This is a genomic window from Pseudoalteromonas sp. S1610 (assembly GCF_005887465.1).
GTDB lineage: Bacteria > Pseudomonadota > Gammaproteobacteria > Enterobacterales > Alteromonadaceae > Pseudoalteromonas > Pseudoalteromonas undina.
The window spans coordinates 1-17,067 of sequence record NZ_PNDI01000048.1; the positions used below are offsets into that span (position 1 = coordinate 1).

The 17,067-nt window shown below is 38.7% G+C and carries 12 protein-coding genes and 2 pseudogenes; 9 read left to right on the forward strand and 5 right to left on the reverse strand.

Going from position 1 to position 17,067, the window contains the following annotated elements; genetic code table 11:
* Positions 1-293: 293 nt before the first annotated feature.
* Both CWB77_RS14560 and CWB77_RS14565 read right to left on the reverse strand, forming a co-directional pair.
* Positions 294-833 (reverse strand): cytochrome b, encoded by a 540-nt coding sequence (locus CWB77_RS14560; RefSeq protein WP_138623349.1) that lies wholly within the window; start codon positions 831-833, stop codon positions 294-296.
* Positions 834-849: 16 nt separating this feature from the next.
* Positions 850-1,857: a catalase family peroxidase gene (locus CWB77_RS14565; protein WP_138623352.1), complete on the reverse strand. Its 1,008-nt coding sequence runs from the start codon at positions 1,855-1,857 to the stop codon at positions 850-852.
* A 556-nt stretch (positions 1,858-2,413) separates the two neighbouring features.
* On the opposite strand from CWB77_RS14565, the gene CWB77_RS14570 reads away from it, so the two are divergent.
* The 7 genes and pseudogenes from CWB77_RS14570 to CWB77_RS14600 all read left to right on the forward strand — a co-directional run bounded on the left by CWB77_RS14570 (position 2,414) and on the right by CWB77_RS14600 (position 10,917).
* On the forward strand, positions 2,414-3,484 hold the full coding sequence (locus CWB77_RS14570) for an efflux RND transporter periplasmic adaptor subunit (protein ID WP_138623354.1): 1,071 nt from the start codon (positions 2,414-2,416) through the stop codon (positions 3,482-3,484).
* Between the two features lie 10 nt (positions 3,485-3,494).
* Positions 3,495-6,542, forward strand: a complete 3,048-nt coding sequence (locus CWB77_RS14575; protein ID WP_138623356.1) for an efflux RND transporter permease subunit — start codon at positions 3,495-3,497, stop codon at positions 6,540-6,542.
* A 196-nt stretch (positions 6,543-6,738) separates the two neighbouring features.
* A complete protein-coding gene (locus CWB77_RS14580) occupies positions 6,739-8,709 on the forward strand; it encodes a diguanylate cyclase domain-containing protein (protein WP_138623358.1) in 1,971 nt (656 codons plus the stop codon).
* A gap of 303 nt (positions 8,710-9,012) precedes the next feature.
* Positions 9,013-9,707, forward strand: a pseudogene (gene hisF / locus CWB77_RS14585) (imidazole glycerol phosphate synthase subunit HisF).
* A pseudogene (hisE, locus tag CWB77_RS14590) lies at positions 9,698-10,041 on the forward strand (phosphoribosyl-ATP diphosphatase). Before hisF ends, hisE begins: the two co-directional pseudogenes overlap by 10 nt.
* Before the next feature lie 157 nt (positions 10,042-10,198).
* Positions 10,199-10,714, forward strand: coding sequence for a hypothetical protein (locus CWB77_RS14595; RefSeq protein ID WP_010388878.1), 516 nt, complete (start codon positions 10,199-10,201; stop codon positions 10,712-10,714).
* A gap of 14 nt (positions 10,715-10,728) precedes the next feature.
* On the forward strand, positions 10,729-10,917 hold the full coding sequence (locus CWB77_RS14600; RefSeq protein ID WP_041709346.1) for a DUF1289 domain-containing protein: 189 nt from the start codon (positions 10,729-10,731) through the stop codon (positions 10,915-10,917).
* 16 nt (positions 10,918-10,933) lie between these two features.
* On the opposite strand, the gene CWB77_RS14605 is transcribed toward CWB77_RS14600, so the two are convergent.
* Together CWB77_RS14605 and CWB77_RS14610 are read right to left on the reverse strand one after the other, a co-directional pair.
* On the reverse strand, positions 10,934-11,593 hold the full coding sequence (locus tag CWB77_RS14605; RefSeq protein WP_138623360.1) for an NADPH-dependent FMN reductase: 660 nt from the start codon (positions 11,591-11,593) through the stop codon (positions 10,934-10,936).
* A gap of 67 nt (positions 11,594-11,660) precedes the next feature.
* Positions 11,661-12,932, reverse strand: a complete 1,272-nt coding sequence (locus CWB77_RS14610; protein WP_138623362.1) for an O-acetylhomoserine aminocarboxypropyltransferase/cysteine synthase family protein — start codon at positions 12,930-12,932, stop codon at positions 11,661-11,663.
* Positions 12,933-13,383: 451 nt separating this feature from the next.
* On the opposite strand from CWB77_RS14610, the gene CWB77_RS14615 reads away from it, so the two are divergent.
* Positions 13,384-14,028, forward strand: a complete 645-nt coding sequence (locus CWB77_RS14615; protein ID WP_138623364.1) for a hypothetical protein — start codon at positions 13,384-13,386, stop codon at positions 14,026-14,028.
* A gap of 992 nt (positions 14,029-15,020) precedes the next feature.
* On the opposite strand, the gene CWB77_RS14625 is transcribed toward CWB77_RS14615, so the two are convergent.
* The gene (locus CWB77_RS14625; RefSeq protein ID WP_138623366.1) at positions 15,021-15,821 is read right to left on the reverse strand and encodes a chromosome partitioning protein ParA; all 801 of its coding nucleotides are present in this window, start codon (positions 15,819-15,821) and stop codon (positions 15,021-15,023) included.
* A gap of 98 nt (positions 15,822-15,919) precedes the next feature.
* Between CWB77_RS14625 and CWB77_RS14630 the strand changes: the two genes are divergently transcribed.
* A complete protein-coding gene (locus tag CWB77_RS14630) occupies positions 15,920-16,813 on the forward strand; it encodes a response regulator (protein ID WP_138623368.1) in 894 nt (297 codons plus the stop codon).
* Positions 16,814-17,067: the final 254 nt, after the last annotated feature.

Genomic DNA, 17,067 nt, shown 5'->3' on the forward strand with positions numbered 1-17,067 from the left:
ATCGGGTTCTAGGGTCTGTTGACCTTTGCGGATTAAAATTTGTTCAAACTAGGGGCGGTTTAATCGCGGCGCGAGGTTTGTAACCTAGTGGGCTAAGTAAAAACCGAGCAACAAAGAGTAAATCGCCCCTAGGCAGAACCCTTCGGGCAGCGCCTGTTTGGCATTGATGCTGCGTTATCGCCTATTTATGTGGAATATTCACACTACTTAGGCTCTTCCTTGCCTAAATACCAAACAGACTGCTGCAAATTTAATCTCAAAAGGTCAACACCCCCTAATTAACTTTGACTAAATTATTTATGCTTACCTGGTAACATAGAACCCAATACGCCATCTTGCTTTATTAAACCATGATAAAGTGCAGCGCTTACATGCATAAAAATAAACAGTAAAAATGCATAAGCAATGAGGCCATGTGCTTCACGAAAAAATGCATAGGTCTCAATATTTTTACTAACTAAATTAGGCAAAGTAAATATACCAAAAAAGCTCACAGAACGTTCATCAGCACTTTGCATTAACCAGCCTGAAATTGGCATTAAAATCATAGACGCATATAAGCCCACTTGGGTTAAATGTGCCGCTAAAGCCTGTGCTTTAGGCACACTTTGGGGTAATGCAGGGCTTTTATACAGTACTTTATTAATTAATCTTATTGTAACTAATATCAGTGCTAACACGCCAAACGATTTATGTAGTTGTATAGCTTCTACTTGCCATACGGCTAAACTTTGTACCATCGATAAACCAAGAAATAACATAGAAAGTATAATTAATGCCATTGCCCAGTGAATAAGCATACTCGACGCGGAGTATTTTGTAATTGTGTTCATTGACTCGTTCCTGTGATTAATTATTTAAAAGTACTTCTTTAGCACGACGACGAAATGACTCTGCATAGGCAGCGCCACGGGCACGTAAAATAGGATCGGCACTTGGCTCAATACCTGTTGGTAAAACCAACGGATCAAAATTCATGTTTTCACATACCCCACCCTCTTGTGCTTGCAGCTTTGTTATTACTAACGTACCGGCATTTATGGTTTTACGCGATTGTGGCCATAAAACAGTTGGGTTGTTTTCATCATCTTCTTCTGTTGCAAAGCTAAACAGCATATCAAACTTAACCGGAGCTTGAGCTACTTGGTCTTTAAGTTGTAGCTGCAATGCATCTGGTGAATCATTATTAAGAGGTTGGATGTTTTCATCACTTAATTGCGGTTTAGCTATCCAGCGTACTGCGTGCTTTTCATCATTTTTATCCACTAAATAAAACGCATTAATGCTGTGATACTGCTCAGTGGCAAAGCTATTGGTTGGTGTATAGCTTGCCTTCCAGTTATTAAAAGCGGCACTTTCAGGGTGCGCTGCAAAAAACGCTTTAATCTTTTCTGGGCTTCGCTTTTTAGTCACCGGATCGGGTGAAAGTGCTTGAAGTTGTTTAAAAAACGCATCCGGCGTAGCTACGGCCATAACCGGAGGCGTATTCATTGCCACCCGCCATTCTTGGTTATCATCAGTCGTTATAGAAAACGCTAAACTACGCACAGGTGCTTTTAAATCAGGTGCAGTTGGATTATTACCCGCAATAGAAAAGCGACCTACAAAAGGGGTAGCCCCTAAATCAAATACCTTAGCTTGCGAATACTTAGCAAGTTCACCCGTTGACTCAAAAGAGCCAGCTAAACAAATACCTTTTGCATGTGCACGACGAAACCCCTCATGGGCATTATCGCCTTGCTGTAAATTAACAAAACGCTGTGCAGTTACTACGTCACGATTAAATGCGCCGGTAAAATATAAAATCGTTAAAGCAAATAAAGTGATTATTGCCATTAAGGTGATTTTTTTACTCATGGTAGGATTAGACCTCGTGTGATTATTTTTTAATGGTTATGTTAGGAGTTATTCATAGTTAACATTACGTCTGTAAATAAATGGCTAACCATTACTGAGTGATGCCTTACGTTGAAGCGCTTTTATCAAGCGATACCAACATGACTTTTACAAGACCGCTGCTAAGCAATTAATATTTCAATTTAATTAATAAAAAATACAGTTTATGGTTTTAAATCTATAAACAACTTATGTTTATAGGCTTACACTTTTAAAAAAATGATTGTTAATTATACTTAGGCCTATATGAGCAAGTACTAAGTTGTAATTTTGGTGCTTTCTACACAATCAAACAAATTAATACAAAACCGTACAAGTAATAATAAACTGTTGAAATTAAAATGTTATTTATTACTCATTAGCTAACGGCTGCTTTCATTCAAGTAGTCAGTAGTTACTACTTAATACATTGCATTTAAGGTAAATTTGAAAACAAACTCAATTGGCTATTTTATAATTTTTAATTGCTTAAAAATGCCAACAATTAACAACGCACTTTTTATTTAAGGTAAACCAGATGATCAAAACACCTTGTTTTACTCAATTTAATTTGATTAGTATCATGTTTCTATTTTTATTAGCCGGTTGCTCAGAAAGTGAAGTCAGCACGCAAAAACAAAACGAACCACGTGCGGTTAAACTAATAACCATAGGTGATGAGTCGCAATCAAAAACGCTCACCTACCCCGCCACTATCGACACTATAAATAGCTCAAAGCTTGCTTTTCAAGTTAGCGGAAAGCTAGAAACGCTTAACGTTATTGCCGCACAAAACGTAAAAAAAGGCGATGTAATAGCCGTATTGGAACAACGAAACTTTATTAATGAGGTTAAGTCGAGCAAAATTCAGTTTGAAACCGCCGACAATGATTACCAACGTGGTTTAAAGCTCGCTAAAGATGGGGTTATTTCGCAACGAGATATAGAGCAACTAAAATCTAAAAAAGAAGTAGCTGAATCACAATATGACTCGGCGCAAAAAGCACTATCTGACAGTAAAATTATAGCGCCTTACGATGCCATTGTTGCTGAGGTGCCAGTAAAGCAGCTTGAAAACATAAGCGCGGGTCAACATGTTGTTACTTTATTTGGTAAAGGCGAAATGGAAGCGGTGGTAAATATTCCCGCTTCAATTGTGGCCACGGTTGACTCTAAGCAAAACAATGTAGCGTCAGTTATTTTACAAGATGTATCGACTCCCCCCATTCCAGCAACATTTAGACGTGCCAATTTAGAAGCTGACTCTGCGAGTCAAACTTATGAAGTGCGATTTGCATTTGCTGTACCAAATAACCTTAATATATTGCCAGGTATGAATGCCAGTTTAAAACTTACACGTGAAGCCAACTCAGCATCCACTCGTTTATTAGTGCCAACCTTTGCTATTTTTGAACAAAATGGTGAACACTTTGTATGGACGGTTGACGCTCAAACTATGCAAGCTTCTAAAACTCCCGTTACTATTGAAAATGGCATTGGAGAACAACTCATTGTCACTGACGGTTTAAGTGCTGGCGATGTAATTGTTGGTGCAGGTGCAAACTATGTAACTGAGGGTATGAAAGTACGTCCTTGGACTAAAGCATAGGAGCGCGGTCATGGATTTAGCAAAATGGACAATCAATAATAAATTAATTAGCACCATACTCATTATTTTAACGCTAGGGTTTGGTTTTTCATCCTATAAAAATATGGCGCGGTTTGAAGACCCCGAATTTATAATTCGCACCGCGCAAATGTTTGTCTCGTACTCAGGTGCAAGCCCACTAGAAGTTGCAAAAGAGGTAACTGAGCCACTTGAACGTGCAATTCAAGAACTACAAGAAGTTGATACTATATCATCCACCTCATCTACAGGTTTATCTGAAATTAAAGTAGAGATTAAATCAGAATTTTCTCCGACTAAATCTGAGTTGCAAGTTATTTGGACTAAGCTCAGAAACAAAATAAATGACACACGTCCAACATTACCGCCTGGTACTGGCACGCCACAAGTTTATGACGATTTTGGTGATGTGTATGGCTTGAGCTATTTAATAACCGCCGAAGGGTACTCACCCGACGAGTTACATGCCTACGCTAAAGATTTGCAAAGTGACATTTTACAAGTAGAGGGCGTAGCCAAAGTTGCTATGACAGGCGTGCAGCAAGAAGGCATATTTGTAGAAATAGCTCGTGAAGAGTTAGCCTCTTTAGGCGTGTCTATTAATAATATTTACGGCATTTTAGATGAGCAAAACGCTGTATTGAGCGCTGGTAACACTCAAATTGGCGATCAACGTATTTTTATCGACCCTACCGGAGAAATAAACTCCGTTGATACCATTAAAAATCTATTGGTTAGTGCCAGCGGTGAAGGTAAAACAATTTATCTTAAAGATATTGCCAATGTATACCGTGGCTTTCAAAGTCCAGCAACCAAATTAGTCCGTTATGACTCTAAACCTGCGATTTCACTTGGGGTCGCCAGTGTATTGGGTGCTAATGTGGTTAAAGTATTTGACCGCGTTGATGACAAAGTAAAACAAACTGAAAACCTCAGACCGCTGGGTATCACAGTGCATGAGTTTTACCACCAAGGTAAAGTAGTACAAGATTCAGTCGACAACTTTGTAGTGAATGTTTTAGTCGCACTGGTGATCGTAATGGTTACCCTGCTGCTATTTATGGGCTTGCGCTCAGGAATTATTATTGGCGCCGTATTACTGCTAACCATTTTTGCGACCCTTGCGACCATGGATTTGAGCGGTATACCCATGCATCGAATTTCTCTTGGAGCGCTGATTATCGCGTTAGGAATGATGGTTGATAACGCCATAGTTGTGACCGAAGGGATTTTAGTTGGTACACAAAAAGGCCGTAAAAAGTTAGACATTGCCAGCGAAGTCGTCAAGCAAACTAAATGGCCACTACTGGGTGGTACCTTGGTAGGCATTGTTGCCTTTGCGCCTATTGGTCTTGCCCCAGGTGATACCGCGGAATTTACCGGCCATTTATTCTGGGTTATTTTAATTTCTCTATTATACAGCTGGTTATTTGCCATTACCCTAACCCCCTTATTTTGTTATTGCTTGTTTAAAGAGCAAGATAGCGACACCTCAGGCTCAGCAAAACCAAATAAACTCATGGCGTTATATCAGTCTGTTGTGGTTTCGGCATTGCATCACCGCTGGCTTAGTATTGCCATTGTGGTTGCCACTTTTAGTGTGTCTATGTGGGGATTTCAATTTGTAAAATCAGGTTTTTTCCCAGCTTCTACTACACCGCAAATGGTGGTTGATTTTTGGCTACCACAAGGTACTGATATTGAAAAAACCAAAAAAGATATGCTCAAGTTAGAGGAATTTGTAAAGCAACAAAATGGCGTTGAAGGTATACAAACGCTTATTGGTGGCGGCGGGCTTCGCTACATGCTTATTTATGGTAGTGAGTCACCAAATAGTTCTTATGGGCAAATTTTAGCTAAAGTCGATGACTACAAAAAGCTAGATCAACTTTTACCTACCGTACAAAATTACATTGACGATAACTTTGTCGATGCTCAAGGCAAAGCATGGCGCTTTGTAATGGGCCCTGGTGGGGGCTCTAAAATAGAAGCCACATTTAAAGGGCCCGACCCAGATGTATTAAGAGAGCTAGCTGCACAAGCAAAAGGAATATTAATTGATGATGGCGGCGCTCTATCAATTAAAGATACATGGCGACAACGCATTAGTGTTATTGAGCCACAGTATTCTGCCATTAATGCACAGCGCGCTGGTGTAACGCGTAAAGCGGTTGCTGAAGCCTTACAGCAAAATTTTTCGGGGCAAATCGTTGGGCAGTATCGTGAAGGTGAAGAGCTCATTCCTATTATTGTTAGAGCGCCACAAGCTGAACGTGTAGACATAAACGATATTGGAAATATTCAAGTGCAAAGCAATATAACCGGTGAAACACTGCCCCTTGCGCAAGTAACCAATGGGTTTAAAACCGTCTGGCGCGATGGTATTTTAAAGCGTGAAGACCGCGAATGGACTATAAAAGCCCAAGCCGATCCACTACCAGGTGAACTAGCCTCAGAGTTATTTAATCGGGTAAGGCCTAAAATAGAAGCCATTGACCTACCTCAAGGGTATCGACTTGAATGGGATGGCGAATACGGACAATCGAAAGAATCTAACGAAATGCTGGCCTCAACTATTCCGCTGGGCTTTTTAGCCATGGTGCTGATTGTTATTGTGTTATTTAATGCTTTAAAACAACCAATTATTATTTGGCTTGTCGTGCCATTAGCCTTAATTGGTGTTGTCTTTGGACTGGTAACCACACAAATTCCACTAGAGTTTATGGGTATATTAGGATTGCTATCGCTCTCTGGTTTGTTAATTAAAAATGCCATTGTATTAGTAGATCAAATGGACATGGAAATTCGCCAAGGTAAAGCTGCATATAATGCCATTATCGATTCGGCAAATAGTCGGGTAAGACCGGTAATGATGGGCACACTGACCACGGTGTTAGGGGTTATTCCACTGTATTTTGATGCATTTTTCCAATCAATGTCTGTGGTTTTAGTATTTGGATTACTGTTTGCTACCCTGCTGACTTTAATCGTGATACCCGTGCTATATGCTATTTTTATGAATGTTAAACAAAATCAGTAAACGAGTAATTAAGCTCTAAATTGTAGGATTCGGTTAAACAATGTTCTGCTTTGACCGGATCCTTATTATACTTTAGTCAAAACTACAGTTAATTTAATAAACTTTATAGTAATTCTCATCCTTTATAATTATTATATAGTTACAAAATGTTTTCGTTTTGAAATTCAATAATAACACTTACTCCACGGATACTTTCATGCCAATAAAACGCTTACTGATCCTCTTTTTATCTTTAGCGTTTAGTGAAGCTGTTATTATGCTTTTTTTAGCCGCATTTGTTACCCAGTTTACCGGTGTTTGGCTTTCAGTAATATTAGATTCCAGCCTTATCGCGTTAGTAGCGATTGTCACTACCCTTTACTTATTTCGCGATAATGACTTTGTAACTCACCAAAAGCTCAGAACTGAGTTCCTTATTATAAAAATAGCTATGATTGTGTTCACTGTTGAAGCAATCATAATGTTTGCCTTTAATTTTGATGCTCTCATGTTAAAACAATGGCAAATCATGCTCATTGACGGCTTAATTTTAAGTAGCTTAAGTGTCTCGCTTATTTATTTATTCGTAATTAAATATGCTTTTTCATTAAACCAATCACATAACACACAAAAAAACACGACAAAACTGACTAGTTCATTGGCCTACTTTTGCTCTGCGGTATTGTTATATATCGCCTTATATATGTTTTACCAAAGCCAATTACAAACACGTATTAATAATGTTATACAACATGAAAAAAATGAATTAAAACAAGCAAAAAAAGCTTTTTTACAACAACTTAATCATGCCTCTCGTGACTTGCTGATTTTAAGAAACAATCATCATTTTAAAGATCATGACATTTTAAGTTCGGTCAATAGAGCTCAGCTAGAGCAAGACTATGCTAACTTTATTTCTATTAAAAACTTTTATACACAAATTCGAATTCTTGATCTAACAGGTAAGGAACTATTAAGGGTGCATAGAGACAAGCACAATGTTGCTATAGTCTCAGCAGAGCAGCTACAAGACAAAAGCCATCGTTACTATTTTAAACAGGCTATAAAAATGAACCCGTCAGCTATTTTTATTTCCCCATTAGATTTAAACTTTGAAAACGGTGAGATAGAACGCCCTTTTAAACCAATGATACGTTTAGCTTCTGTGCTAATGGGACCCAAAGGAACTAAAATAGGGCTACTTATCGTCAACCTTGAAGGAGCTCACTTACTTAGCCAATTAGACAATATCTCAAAAAATTCATCAGGCAATATTATGCTGCTTAATAAAGATAGCTATTGGTTATTTGGAGATACCAATAAGCAATGGTCATTTATGTTTGCTAACAGACCGCAACACCGTTTTAAAGATCAACAGCCACACATATGGCAAAGCATGCAAACCCAAGCGAATGGAATTATTGAAAATGAAAACAATGTTTATATTTATGATCACTTAACTTTATTAAACGACATGTTGCTCCCAAATAATATCGCTAATAGCCTAATAAACAGACCCGAATGGACATTAATTAATAAAGTCCCGCTGGCTAAAATAGAGAGTGAGTTTAGTAGCTTAAAGAAACTTATTATCGCTCTTTATCTTGGTATTATGACGTTAATGATATTTGTTATTTATACTTTTGCCATCCACACAATTAAAAGAAGAAAATATCAAGCCAGAGTAGAAAACTATGCTTATTTTGACAGTTTAACAGGGCTTTATAACCGCCGTATTTTTTTAGAGCAGCTTGATTTAGAAATCATAAAAGCAACGCAGCTTTCCTGCCCTTTGGTACTTATGTACCTTGATTTAGATTACTTTAAACCCATCAATGATGAATTAGGCCATGGTGCAGGTGATGAAGTTCTTAAAGAGGTGGCGATTCGCATCAAAAGTTGTTTGCGACAACAAGATATTATTGCGCGCATTGGGGGAGATGAATTTGCAGCAATTCTTCCTCAGTTAAACGATAAAAAAGCAATAGCGGATATTGCAGAGCGAATTATCACAAGTATTAACACCCCCTTTACTATTTTTGATCAGCAATGCAGCTTAGGTATAAGCATTGGTATTGCAACCAGCGCGTCAGAAACTCAAACCAGCATTAAGCTTAAAACACAGGCAGACCAAGCCCTTTATGAAGCTAAAAACTCCGGCAGAAACTGTTATCGCTTTTCCAAATAAACATTTTAAATTTAGTATTTTATAAATTTAAAATAAGCTTTGAAGCGAATACTTTTTTAAGGCATTAATTATCACTTTAAGTTCTAGCTTTAAGTATTAATATAGCCGGAGTTCTATTATGTGGTGAGGCTAAGAATTCATTGCATAGTAATGCATTAAGATTCATTCATTAAATGAACTATTCAAATTTATCAAATAAATAACATATCAAGTGCAGTCTATGTGTCTTCTATTTAGTCATACAAACGATAAATGTAAAAACAGCTTTATTTCAAATCAAAATTTTAAAAACGAGGCATTCTCATGTTATCAAAACGCATAATTCCTTGTTTAGATGTAAAAGACGGCTAAGTCGTTAAAGGGGTTAAATTTAAAGGCCACGAAGTGGTTGGCGATGTACTTACCCTAGCTAAAGCTTACAGCGAAGCCGGTGCTGATGAACTGGTGTTTTACGAGATCAGTGCAAGTGTTGAAAAACGCCTACTCGATGTCAATTTGGTGGAAAACATTGCCCGCCATATCGATATTCCATTTTGTGTAGCCGGTGGTATTAAATCGGTGGCTGATGCAGCTCGTGTGCTTGAACGTGGCGCTGACAAAATCAGTATTAATAGCCCTTCTATTGCGCGTCCAGAGCTAATTAAAGAATTACATGATGAGTTTGGCAAGCAGTGTGTAGTTGTTGGCATTGACAGCTTTTTTGACGAAACAACCTGTGAATATCTAGTTTATCTAGCTTACTGGCGATCCTAATGCGTCAAGCCGCAACGGTTACGACAACGAGCAACTCAGCAAAATACGCCAGCTGTGTGATACTTCTTTAATCGCCTCAGGCGGTGCAGGCAGCATGCAGCATGCAAGATTTTGTTGATGTATTTCAACAAAGCCAAGTGGATGGTGCGCTCGCAGCCAGTGTTTTTCACAAAAACGTGATAAACATCGGTGAACTAAAACAATTTTTAATCGATAACCAAGTGGCAGCAAGACTATGCAAGTAACCTTAGAAAAACAAACTCAAGTTGCTTTCGCTAAAAGCGAGATGATCCCTGCCATTGTTCAAGATGCCCGATCTGGCGTAATTTTAATGCAAGGCTTTATGAACAGCGAAGCGCTAAAAGCTACACTGCGTCACTGTTCGCAGAAGACTTAAGCCGTAGCTGTCAAAAAGTAGGTGGAGAAGGTGTAGAAGTGGCACTTGCGGCAATGAAACACGACAAAAATGAACTTACCAACGAATCGGCCGATTTGTTGTATCACCTCGTTGTACTATTACAACGACAAGGGTTAGAACTCACTGATGTAGTTGCTTGCCTACAAGGTCGTCATAAGTAAATACAACGATTACTGTGTGCGCCATTATGTGGAGCACATCGTTATAACAAGCCATAATTTTCTTTTTAATTCAGCCTTCTCAATAGCATTTATTCTCTCCCTTAGGTATCCTTTAGCTAATATTCAAGGAATAGCTATTACAAAAGGATAGCGCACTATGAAAACTTATATATCGCTTATACTCACTGGTCTTATTTTGTCTGGATGTAGCAGTTTAACCAGCGAGCAAAAAGCCAAATTAGACAGCTTAACGCCCTGTGAAAAAATGGATGGCTTAATAACCGAATTCGATAATCGATTTGATGCGTTAAAAGACACCAAAGTACAAAACTCATATTTAGATGTGTGGACTGCAAAGTACAACGTATTTGGCGATAACTGCCAAGTGACTAGCTTTAACAATCAAACTGTGACCTATCAATGCCAAGAAAGCTACAAAGATCAACAGCAGGCGGTAGCTATGCATCAACAAGCAGTTGAACTCACTCGCCAATGTTTAACTAAAAAAAACAACTGGTTAGAAACACAAAAAGAGTCAGAAACGTCGCTGCGTACTACCTTTGTACTTGATGATAAGTCGCCGGTTATTTCTGTTTATACCAGCAAAACGTTATCAAAAATTAAAACTTGGTCGACCTCTTTAGAAGTAGGAAAGCCCGTCGCCACTAAATAATGACGAGAGAATGTATGCGCCAAACACCCAGTAAACAATCCACTCATTTAAAAACAGACTGTATCGGTGAATGTTATAGAATGAAGGGCTACTGTACTGGGTGCGGTCGCACCAGCGACGAAATATTCGACTGGATTATTTTAACTGACGAACAAAAAGAAGCAATATTGGCCTCCCCTCGTGAAGATGCCAAAAAAGACTAGCTTAAATTTTTAACCGTTAAGGCGCATTACGCTGTGATGGGTCACGTTTAAAATCTTTGCTTAATTGCTTAGGATCTAACGCTTCACGTTGTTTGCTTGCGCCCTCAGCCCACCACATTAATTGATTAAAGGTGCGCGAAAAATAGCTATCCCACGATGTTTGCTCTGCCGCATTGTTTGCTTCACCACTTTCAATAAACACATCCTGTGCTTTTGGTACATGGATCATTGCTGATACCGGCAAACAACCCAGTTCACTTAAAAAGCTGCGCATGCCAACAGCAGCGCGCACGCCGCCCCACTGCCCTGCAGAATAGGTCACAATCGCGCTGGGTTTATAGCCAAATAAAGAACTACCAAAATGGTTTAGCAAATTAGCGAGTGCCGGACTCATAGAATGATTATATTCAGGGCTTACCATAACAAAGCCATCACATGCTTTAATTTTTGCAGCTAAATCAGCTAGCTGTTTAGGTACCTCAGCCTGCGTATAGGCAAAGTGCGGTTTAAACACAGGGTCTAAATCGTAATCGAGCGGATCAATAAGCTCTATTTCATGCTCAGAATAGTGCTCAAGCAAACAACGCTCACATGCTTTTGCTACTCTCTCCCCTAAACGGGCAGGCTTAGGTGGGGTACTTTTTCTAACCGAACCGAGAAAAATTAATAACTTCATGTAACGGTACTCCTTTTTGATTACAAGAATAAATACCTCAAAAAGTTTGAGGTATTTACCGTACGATTTAGGCCTTATCAAGCGCTTGGCTTACATCGGCAATAATATCGTCAATGTTTTCAATACCCACCGATAAACGAATTAAATCGCGGCTAACGCCAGCATTGGCCAGCTCTTCATCATTTAATTGTCGGTGAGTAGTAGATGCTGGGTGGCAAGCCAGCGATTTAGCATCGCCAATATTTACCAAGCGTAAAATCATGTTTAGGGAATCAATAAACCGCGTACCAGCCTCTAAGCCACCGGCAATACCAAAACTTAAAATACCTGACGCTTTACCATTGGTAATTTTTTGGCTCATTTCGTTATATGGGCTTGATTTTAATCCCGCGTAATTAACCCAAAGCACCTTAGGATGGCTCTCTAAATATTCAGCAATTTTTTGCGCGTTTTCGCAGTGACGATCCATTCTTAGCCCTAACGTTTCAAGGCCAATTAAAATATCAGAGGCGTTTTTAGGCGCAAGCGCCGCACCGGTGTTTCTAAGGGGTACAACACGGCAACGACCAATAAACGCCGCCTCAGCAAACGCATCGGTATACACTACATTATGGTACGACGGATCAGGCTCATTCATCATCGCAAAACGAGTCGCATTGGCTTTCCAATCAAACTTGCCCGAATCAACAATCATACCGCCAATCGCGGTTCCATGGCCGTTAATGTATTTAGTGAGCGAGTGCACCACAATATCGGCACCTAACTCAAATGGACGACACAGATACGGCGTAGCCACGGTGTTATCTACAATTAAAGGCACCCCTTTGCTGTGGGCAATTTTCGCAAGGCGAGCAATATCAACTATATTTCCTGCAGGGTTACCAATTGACTCACAAAAAACTGCACGGGTGTTTTCATCAATGGCGTTTTCAAAACCGTCAAAATCATCGGCTTTAATCATTCGCGCCTCTATACCTTGGCGCGGCAAGCTGTGGGCAAATAAGTTATAAGTGCCACCATACACTTGGCTGGTGCTTACAATATTAGTGCCCACTTCACATAAACATTGAATCGCATAGGTAATCGCCGCCATACCCGAGGCCACAGCCAGCGCACCAATACCGCCTTCCATCGCGGCAATACGCTGCTCAAGCACCGCATTGGTTGGGTTCATTATGCGGGTATAAATATTACCAGGCACTTTTAAATCAAATAAATCAGCGCCATGCTGGGTATTATCAAAGGTGTACGAAGAGGTGTTATAAATCGGCACCGCCGCCGACTTTGTGGTGGCTTCAGATTCATAACCATGGTGCAACGCTAAAGACTCAAGTTTCATAATTTATTCCTTCAATATAGTTACATCTAACGTAGCATTTAATGGTTACAAAGTGCACATGAAATATACTAAAGAATGTTGAAGGAAATAAACTTAAGCTAAAAACGGTAAACAGCACGAAGTTGTTAGCTATTTAAAGTAACGCAAACAAGCAAACGAGATAGATAATAAACGCTGAGCAATGCAGGGAAAGCTTAATTATAATAGGTAAGCTGATTAATTAGCTGATTTAGCTTAGGTCATAAAAAGCCTTTCTTTTATATAAAAGTCCATAGCATAAACAACACCAACTCTGATACACCGAGCAGGTAGCGCCTTAGTCCAACAAGCAAAACTGCAACACAAATAGCGTGTCGCATAAATACTAAAATGTTATTCCTATCGACGCTTGAGAACTCTTAATTAGTCCCCATATAATGTGTGCATATAGTTTTACAGGGACAGCGCACTTATGAAATCTCGTGATCTAAACACAATACATGACTTGATCGTTTCAAACTATAGAATTGAAGCGATTGGCGGCGGTAAATTCCTTCATTCTTTTACTCCAGCAACGACACCAACTGTATACAAGTTTATTGCTAATGGGGCTCCTGAAGTAGAAGAGGGACAGCGTTACAATATTGGTTACTTTGTAGACGAAGAAGACAACCGTATTGTAGATTTATCCGCATTATCAAAGAATACAGAAGTTAACCCAATAATTAGCCTGTTGTTTGCTAAAGAAGAATCTAAAGGTAAGCATGCAATCAATAAAGGTAAAAATGATGAGCGTGTAAAGCATGATGATGAAGACGGTTACTACTGGGGTAAAAAATACGCATGGCGTGAATATGGGCTTGTAGTTCCAAAACAAGTCTTCTACGACTACCTAAAAGAAATTGAACACCCACATATTGAATGCGAGACAATTAATCCTGATTTGCCTTTTACAGCAAATGAAAAGTCAATTGCATATTTAGACGATGGGCTTGCTGAAGCTATCGAGGAACTAATTGAGAGTGCTGAGAAAGCAACTAAAGCGCTCTACAAATCTCCTTTATTTTCTCGTCGATTTACTATGCGTGGTATTGCAGCGATTACCGACAAAAAATAGGCATAACAAACTGTTTAAGAGTGATTCGCAACGCGTGGCTGTTTTGTCATGCGTTGCGTTTAGTGTTTTAAGGTTGTATGCGGTGGCATCGGTATTCCGTTGCTCACATCTGAACAAAGCTTAATACAAGATATGATCTTATGAATGTCGTAAAATGGATTAGTGAAAACGAGATAACGCTATTAATAGAAGAACAGTCCGTTCTAGAGATTCTAGGTGACTATTCAATCAAATTGTATAAGCATCCAAAGGTAGGTTCGAGAGTAAATAACAGTTATTTTTATATTAGGTACAAATCTAACGTTAAGTTTTCGTCTGGGCCATATGAATTTCCAGATAATCCCGTACTAGAGAGTTTTTGTACAATACTAAGTAAACTAGATTTCGTATTTTGGGGCACATTTAAAACCGAAATTGCACCACTACACTTTATGGAAAGTATGCAAAGAAAAAATAAGATCGATAAAAGCTTTCTATACATAGAAGCTGGCGAAGATGTTGTTAAATCAAGTAAATTAGAAAATGAATAACATGGAAATTTATGAGTCAATGCCCTCGCTGTGAACATAAATTAGATGTTTTCAGCTTTTCTTTATCTGTATTTCCGTTTTACTTTAAATGTGCCAGTTGCAAGACGAGATTGAAACTTATCAGCTCAAAATTATTTTGGGCTATATTCTTATTGTATTCGGCAGTCGTGTTTACATTGATAATGTATATTCTGACTCTTAACGAATACGGTTTAGGCGTAATATTAACCGTATCAGGCTGTCACCTTACATACTCAGGAAAGATAACGTGGCACTACATGGCAGTGACTAACTAAAAACAGCTTTGTTTTATATCTTCCTCTAAAAGCGCAGCGTCTCTTCGCCCTCTTTGTAAATCAATGATTTCAAAATCTAATTTTACAAAGATAACTAAATAAGCAGGAAGCGAGAAAACATAACCATAACGCATTCTAGCTCAAACTAAATGAAATGGACTGAAGGCTAGCTTGGTTTTTGGCTATTTTTCATCATTTCTAAATAGCGCCCTTCAATGAATTTTTTTTCTTTTGTAAGGTGTTTCAGTGCGTACTGGGTTTTCTCTAGCTCTTGCTTTAGAGTATCTAATTCCTCACTACTTTCTGGCCCGTCAGTTTGTAACTGCAATTGCTGTAGCAGTTGGTCTTGCTCTGCAATTTGCCTTTTGTATTCGTTTAAAGTGTTAAGTAATCTTGTTTGATCGGGCGTTGAGGATGCATCTGCGTTTGATGTTTTATCACTATTCTCGCTTGCGGTTTTAAGCGCTTCGTAATCTGCTTGTAACTGGTCTATTTCTTCTTGAAGCACAGTCACTGCATCATATTGTGCATAGAGTTTTTGACGGGTAACTTTTAATTTTTCAACACTTTTATCCAAATCCCCTTTAAGTTTGCGAATTAGCTTATGCGAGCGTTTTAATTTTTTATTGAGATCATCGATTAGCTGTTGTTCTTTTTCGGTAACATGATCTTTGGTTGATGAAGTAACCTCAGTCAATTGCTGTTGTAATAGCATTTGTACACTGATTAACTCAGCGATAGTTTTTCGATTATCGTTAACATAGCTCATAGCGTTTTCAACAGACTCTCTGCACATAGCTAACGTCGCATCATCCATTGTGCCGTTACTTTTAACCATGCTAAGTGCAAATGCCCTAAACTCTCTGAGTATCAGTAAAAGAATATAAAACCACGCGGCTAAAATAAGTAGCCCAAAATTTATAGCAATATAATGATAAACCTCTGGCGGAAATACGGCATATGGCATTATTTAGTTATCTTAAATTAAGTGTTTATTTACTAGAGTTTAGCGCTGTGAAAAAAATCTGCCATAATAACAACAACATTAAAAAAAAAGTTACCTGTGTGAAAATACTTATCGTGGATGATAGCCATGCAACACTTGAAATAGTACGCCGAGGGTTGGAAAAGTTTGGCTATCGGAAGTTATTAATAGAAAAAGCCAACAATGCTAAATCTGCGTTAACGCTGATTGGTAGTTGGCACCCCGATATTGTGCTTACAGACTGGCATATGCCTGATATGTGTGGAGTTACGCTATTACGTGCAATAAAGCAAAGGCAACTTAATATAATAGTCGCGATGCTAACCACGGTTGATGAAAAGTCTCAAATTGAAGAAGCCATTAACTTTGGCGCATCTTTTGTTCTATCAAAACCTTTTACCGATGAACAACTTCACGATAAATTATTACCTCTGGTGCAACTTGTAGAAAATAACGAAGTCATTCCTGATGAAATTGAATTAAATGATGATTTAGCGTTACCAAAACTGTCGCAATTAGAACGTTTGTTTCATAAACATATAAGTCAGTCTTTAATCGTAAACACAATTCAACCGCAGGTATTCGATGAGTCTAAAGTCCCCTGTGTCATGGCTGTTTATGAGGATCCAAAAAGTCAAAAAGTACGTGCCATTGCCATACTTGATATTTATGCCGCGTGCGTAATGGCAAGTGGCTATAGCAGCTTGTCGGCTGAAGATATTAGTAACTCTATATTGTCAGGCGTTGTGACGAATACAGCATTAAGCGCATGTAAAAAAGCGTTAACGGAAACGGCTTTTGCCTTTTTAGACAAACGAACACGCGTTAGTTTACAAATCAAAACGGTCAAAGTGATTACCACGCCTTTTCGTAAGCTCACTTTGCTGTATAAAACACCTGCTGAAAAGCGTATTGATTTTAGCTGCCAGCTTGAGGGCATGGCACAAGGTAAAATTATGCTGGTTGGTATTTAATAAATTAAACTTACGTAGTTACCATTATAAAAAAGTTTAATTTTAAAAACACCCTGCTCCTACAAAAGCGCAGCGTCTCTGCACCCTCATGGTAAATAAATTACTTAAAAACCTTATTACACAAAGAGAAGTGAATGAGTAAAAAATGAGAAACAAAAACCATCACACAGTCTTAAACGCGCCAGTGAAAAGTCAAATATTACCCCCCCGAAGCCCGAACCTCGTAACCCGTACCCTAAGTTAAATTAATCCAA

Excerpts from the sequence above, each read along its gene's own strand:
- CWB77_RS14610 (WP_138623362.1), bottom strand. The coding sequence starts at position 12,932 with ATGAAACTTGAGTCTTTAGCGTTGCACCATGGTTATGAATCTGAAGCC.
- CWB77_RS14615 (WP_138623364.1), top strand. The coding sequence starts at position 13,384 with ATGAAATCTCGTGATCTAAACACAATACATGACTTGATCGTTTCAAAC.
- CWB77_RS14565 (WP_138623352.1), bottom strand. The coding sequence starts at position 1,857 with ATGAGTAAAAAAATCACCTTAATGGCAATAATCACTTTATTTGCTTTA.
- CWB77_RS14575 (WP_138623356.1), top strand. The coding sequence starts at position 3,495 with ATGGATTTAGCAAAATGGACAATCAATAATAAATTAATTAGCACCATA.
- CWB77_RS14560 (WP_138623349.1), bottom strand. The coding sequence starts at position 833 with ATGAACACAATTACAAAATACTCCGCGTCGAGTATGCTTATTCACTGG.
- CWB77_RS14595 (WP_010388878.1), top strand. The coding sequence starts at position 10,199 with ATGAAAACTTATATATCGCTTATACTCACTGGTCTTATTTTGTCTGGA.
- CWB77_RS14605 (WP_138623360.1), bottom strand. The coding sequence starts at position 11,593 with ATGAAGTTATTAATTTTTCTCGGTTCGGTTAGAAAAAGTACCCCACCT.
- CWB77_RS14580 (WP_138623358.1), top strand. The coding sequence starts at position 6,739 with ATGCCAATAAAACGCTTACTGATCCTCTTTTTATCTTTAGCGTTTAGT.
- CWB77_RS14625 (WP_138623366.1), bottom strand. The coding sequence starts at position 15,821 with ATGCCATATGCCGTATTTCCGCCAGAGGTTTATCATTATATTGCTATA.
- CWB77_RS14600 (WP_041709346.1), top strand. The coding sequence starts at position 10,729 with ATGCGCCAAACACCCAGTAAACAATCCACTCATTTAAAAACAGACTGT.
- CWB77_RS14570 (WP_138623354.1), top strand. The coding sequence starts at position 2,414 with ATGATCAAAACACCTTGTTTTACTCAATTTAATTTGATTAGTATCATG.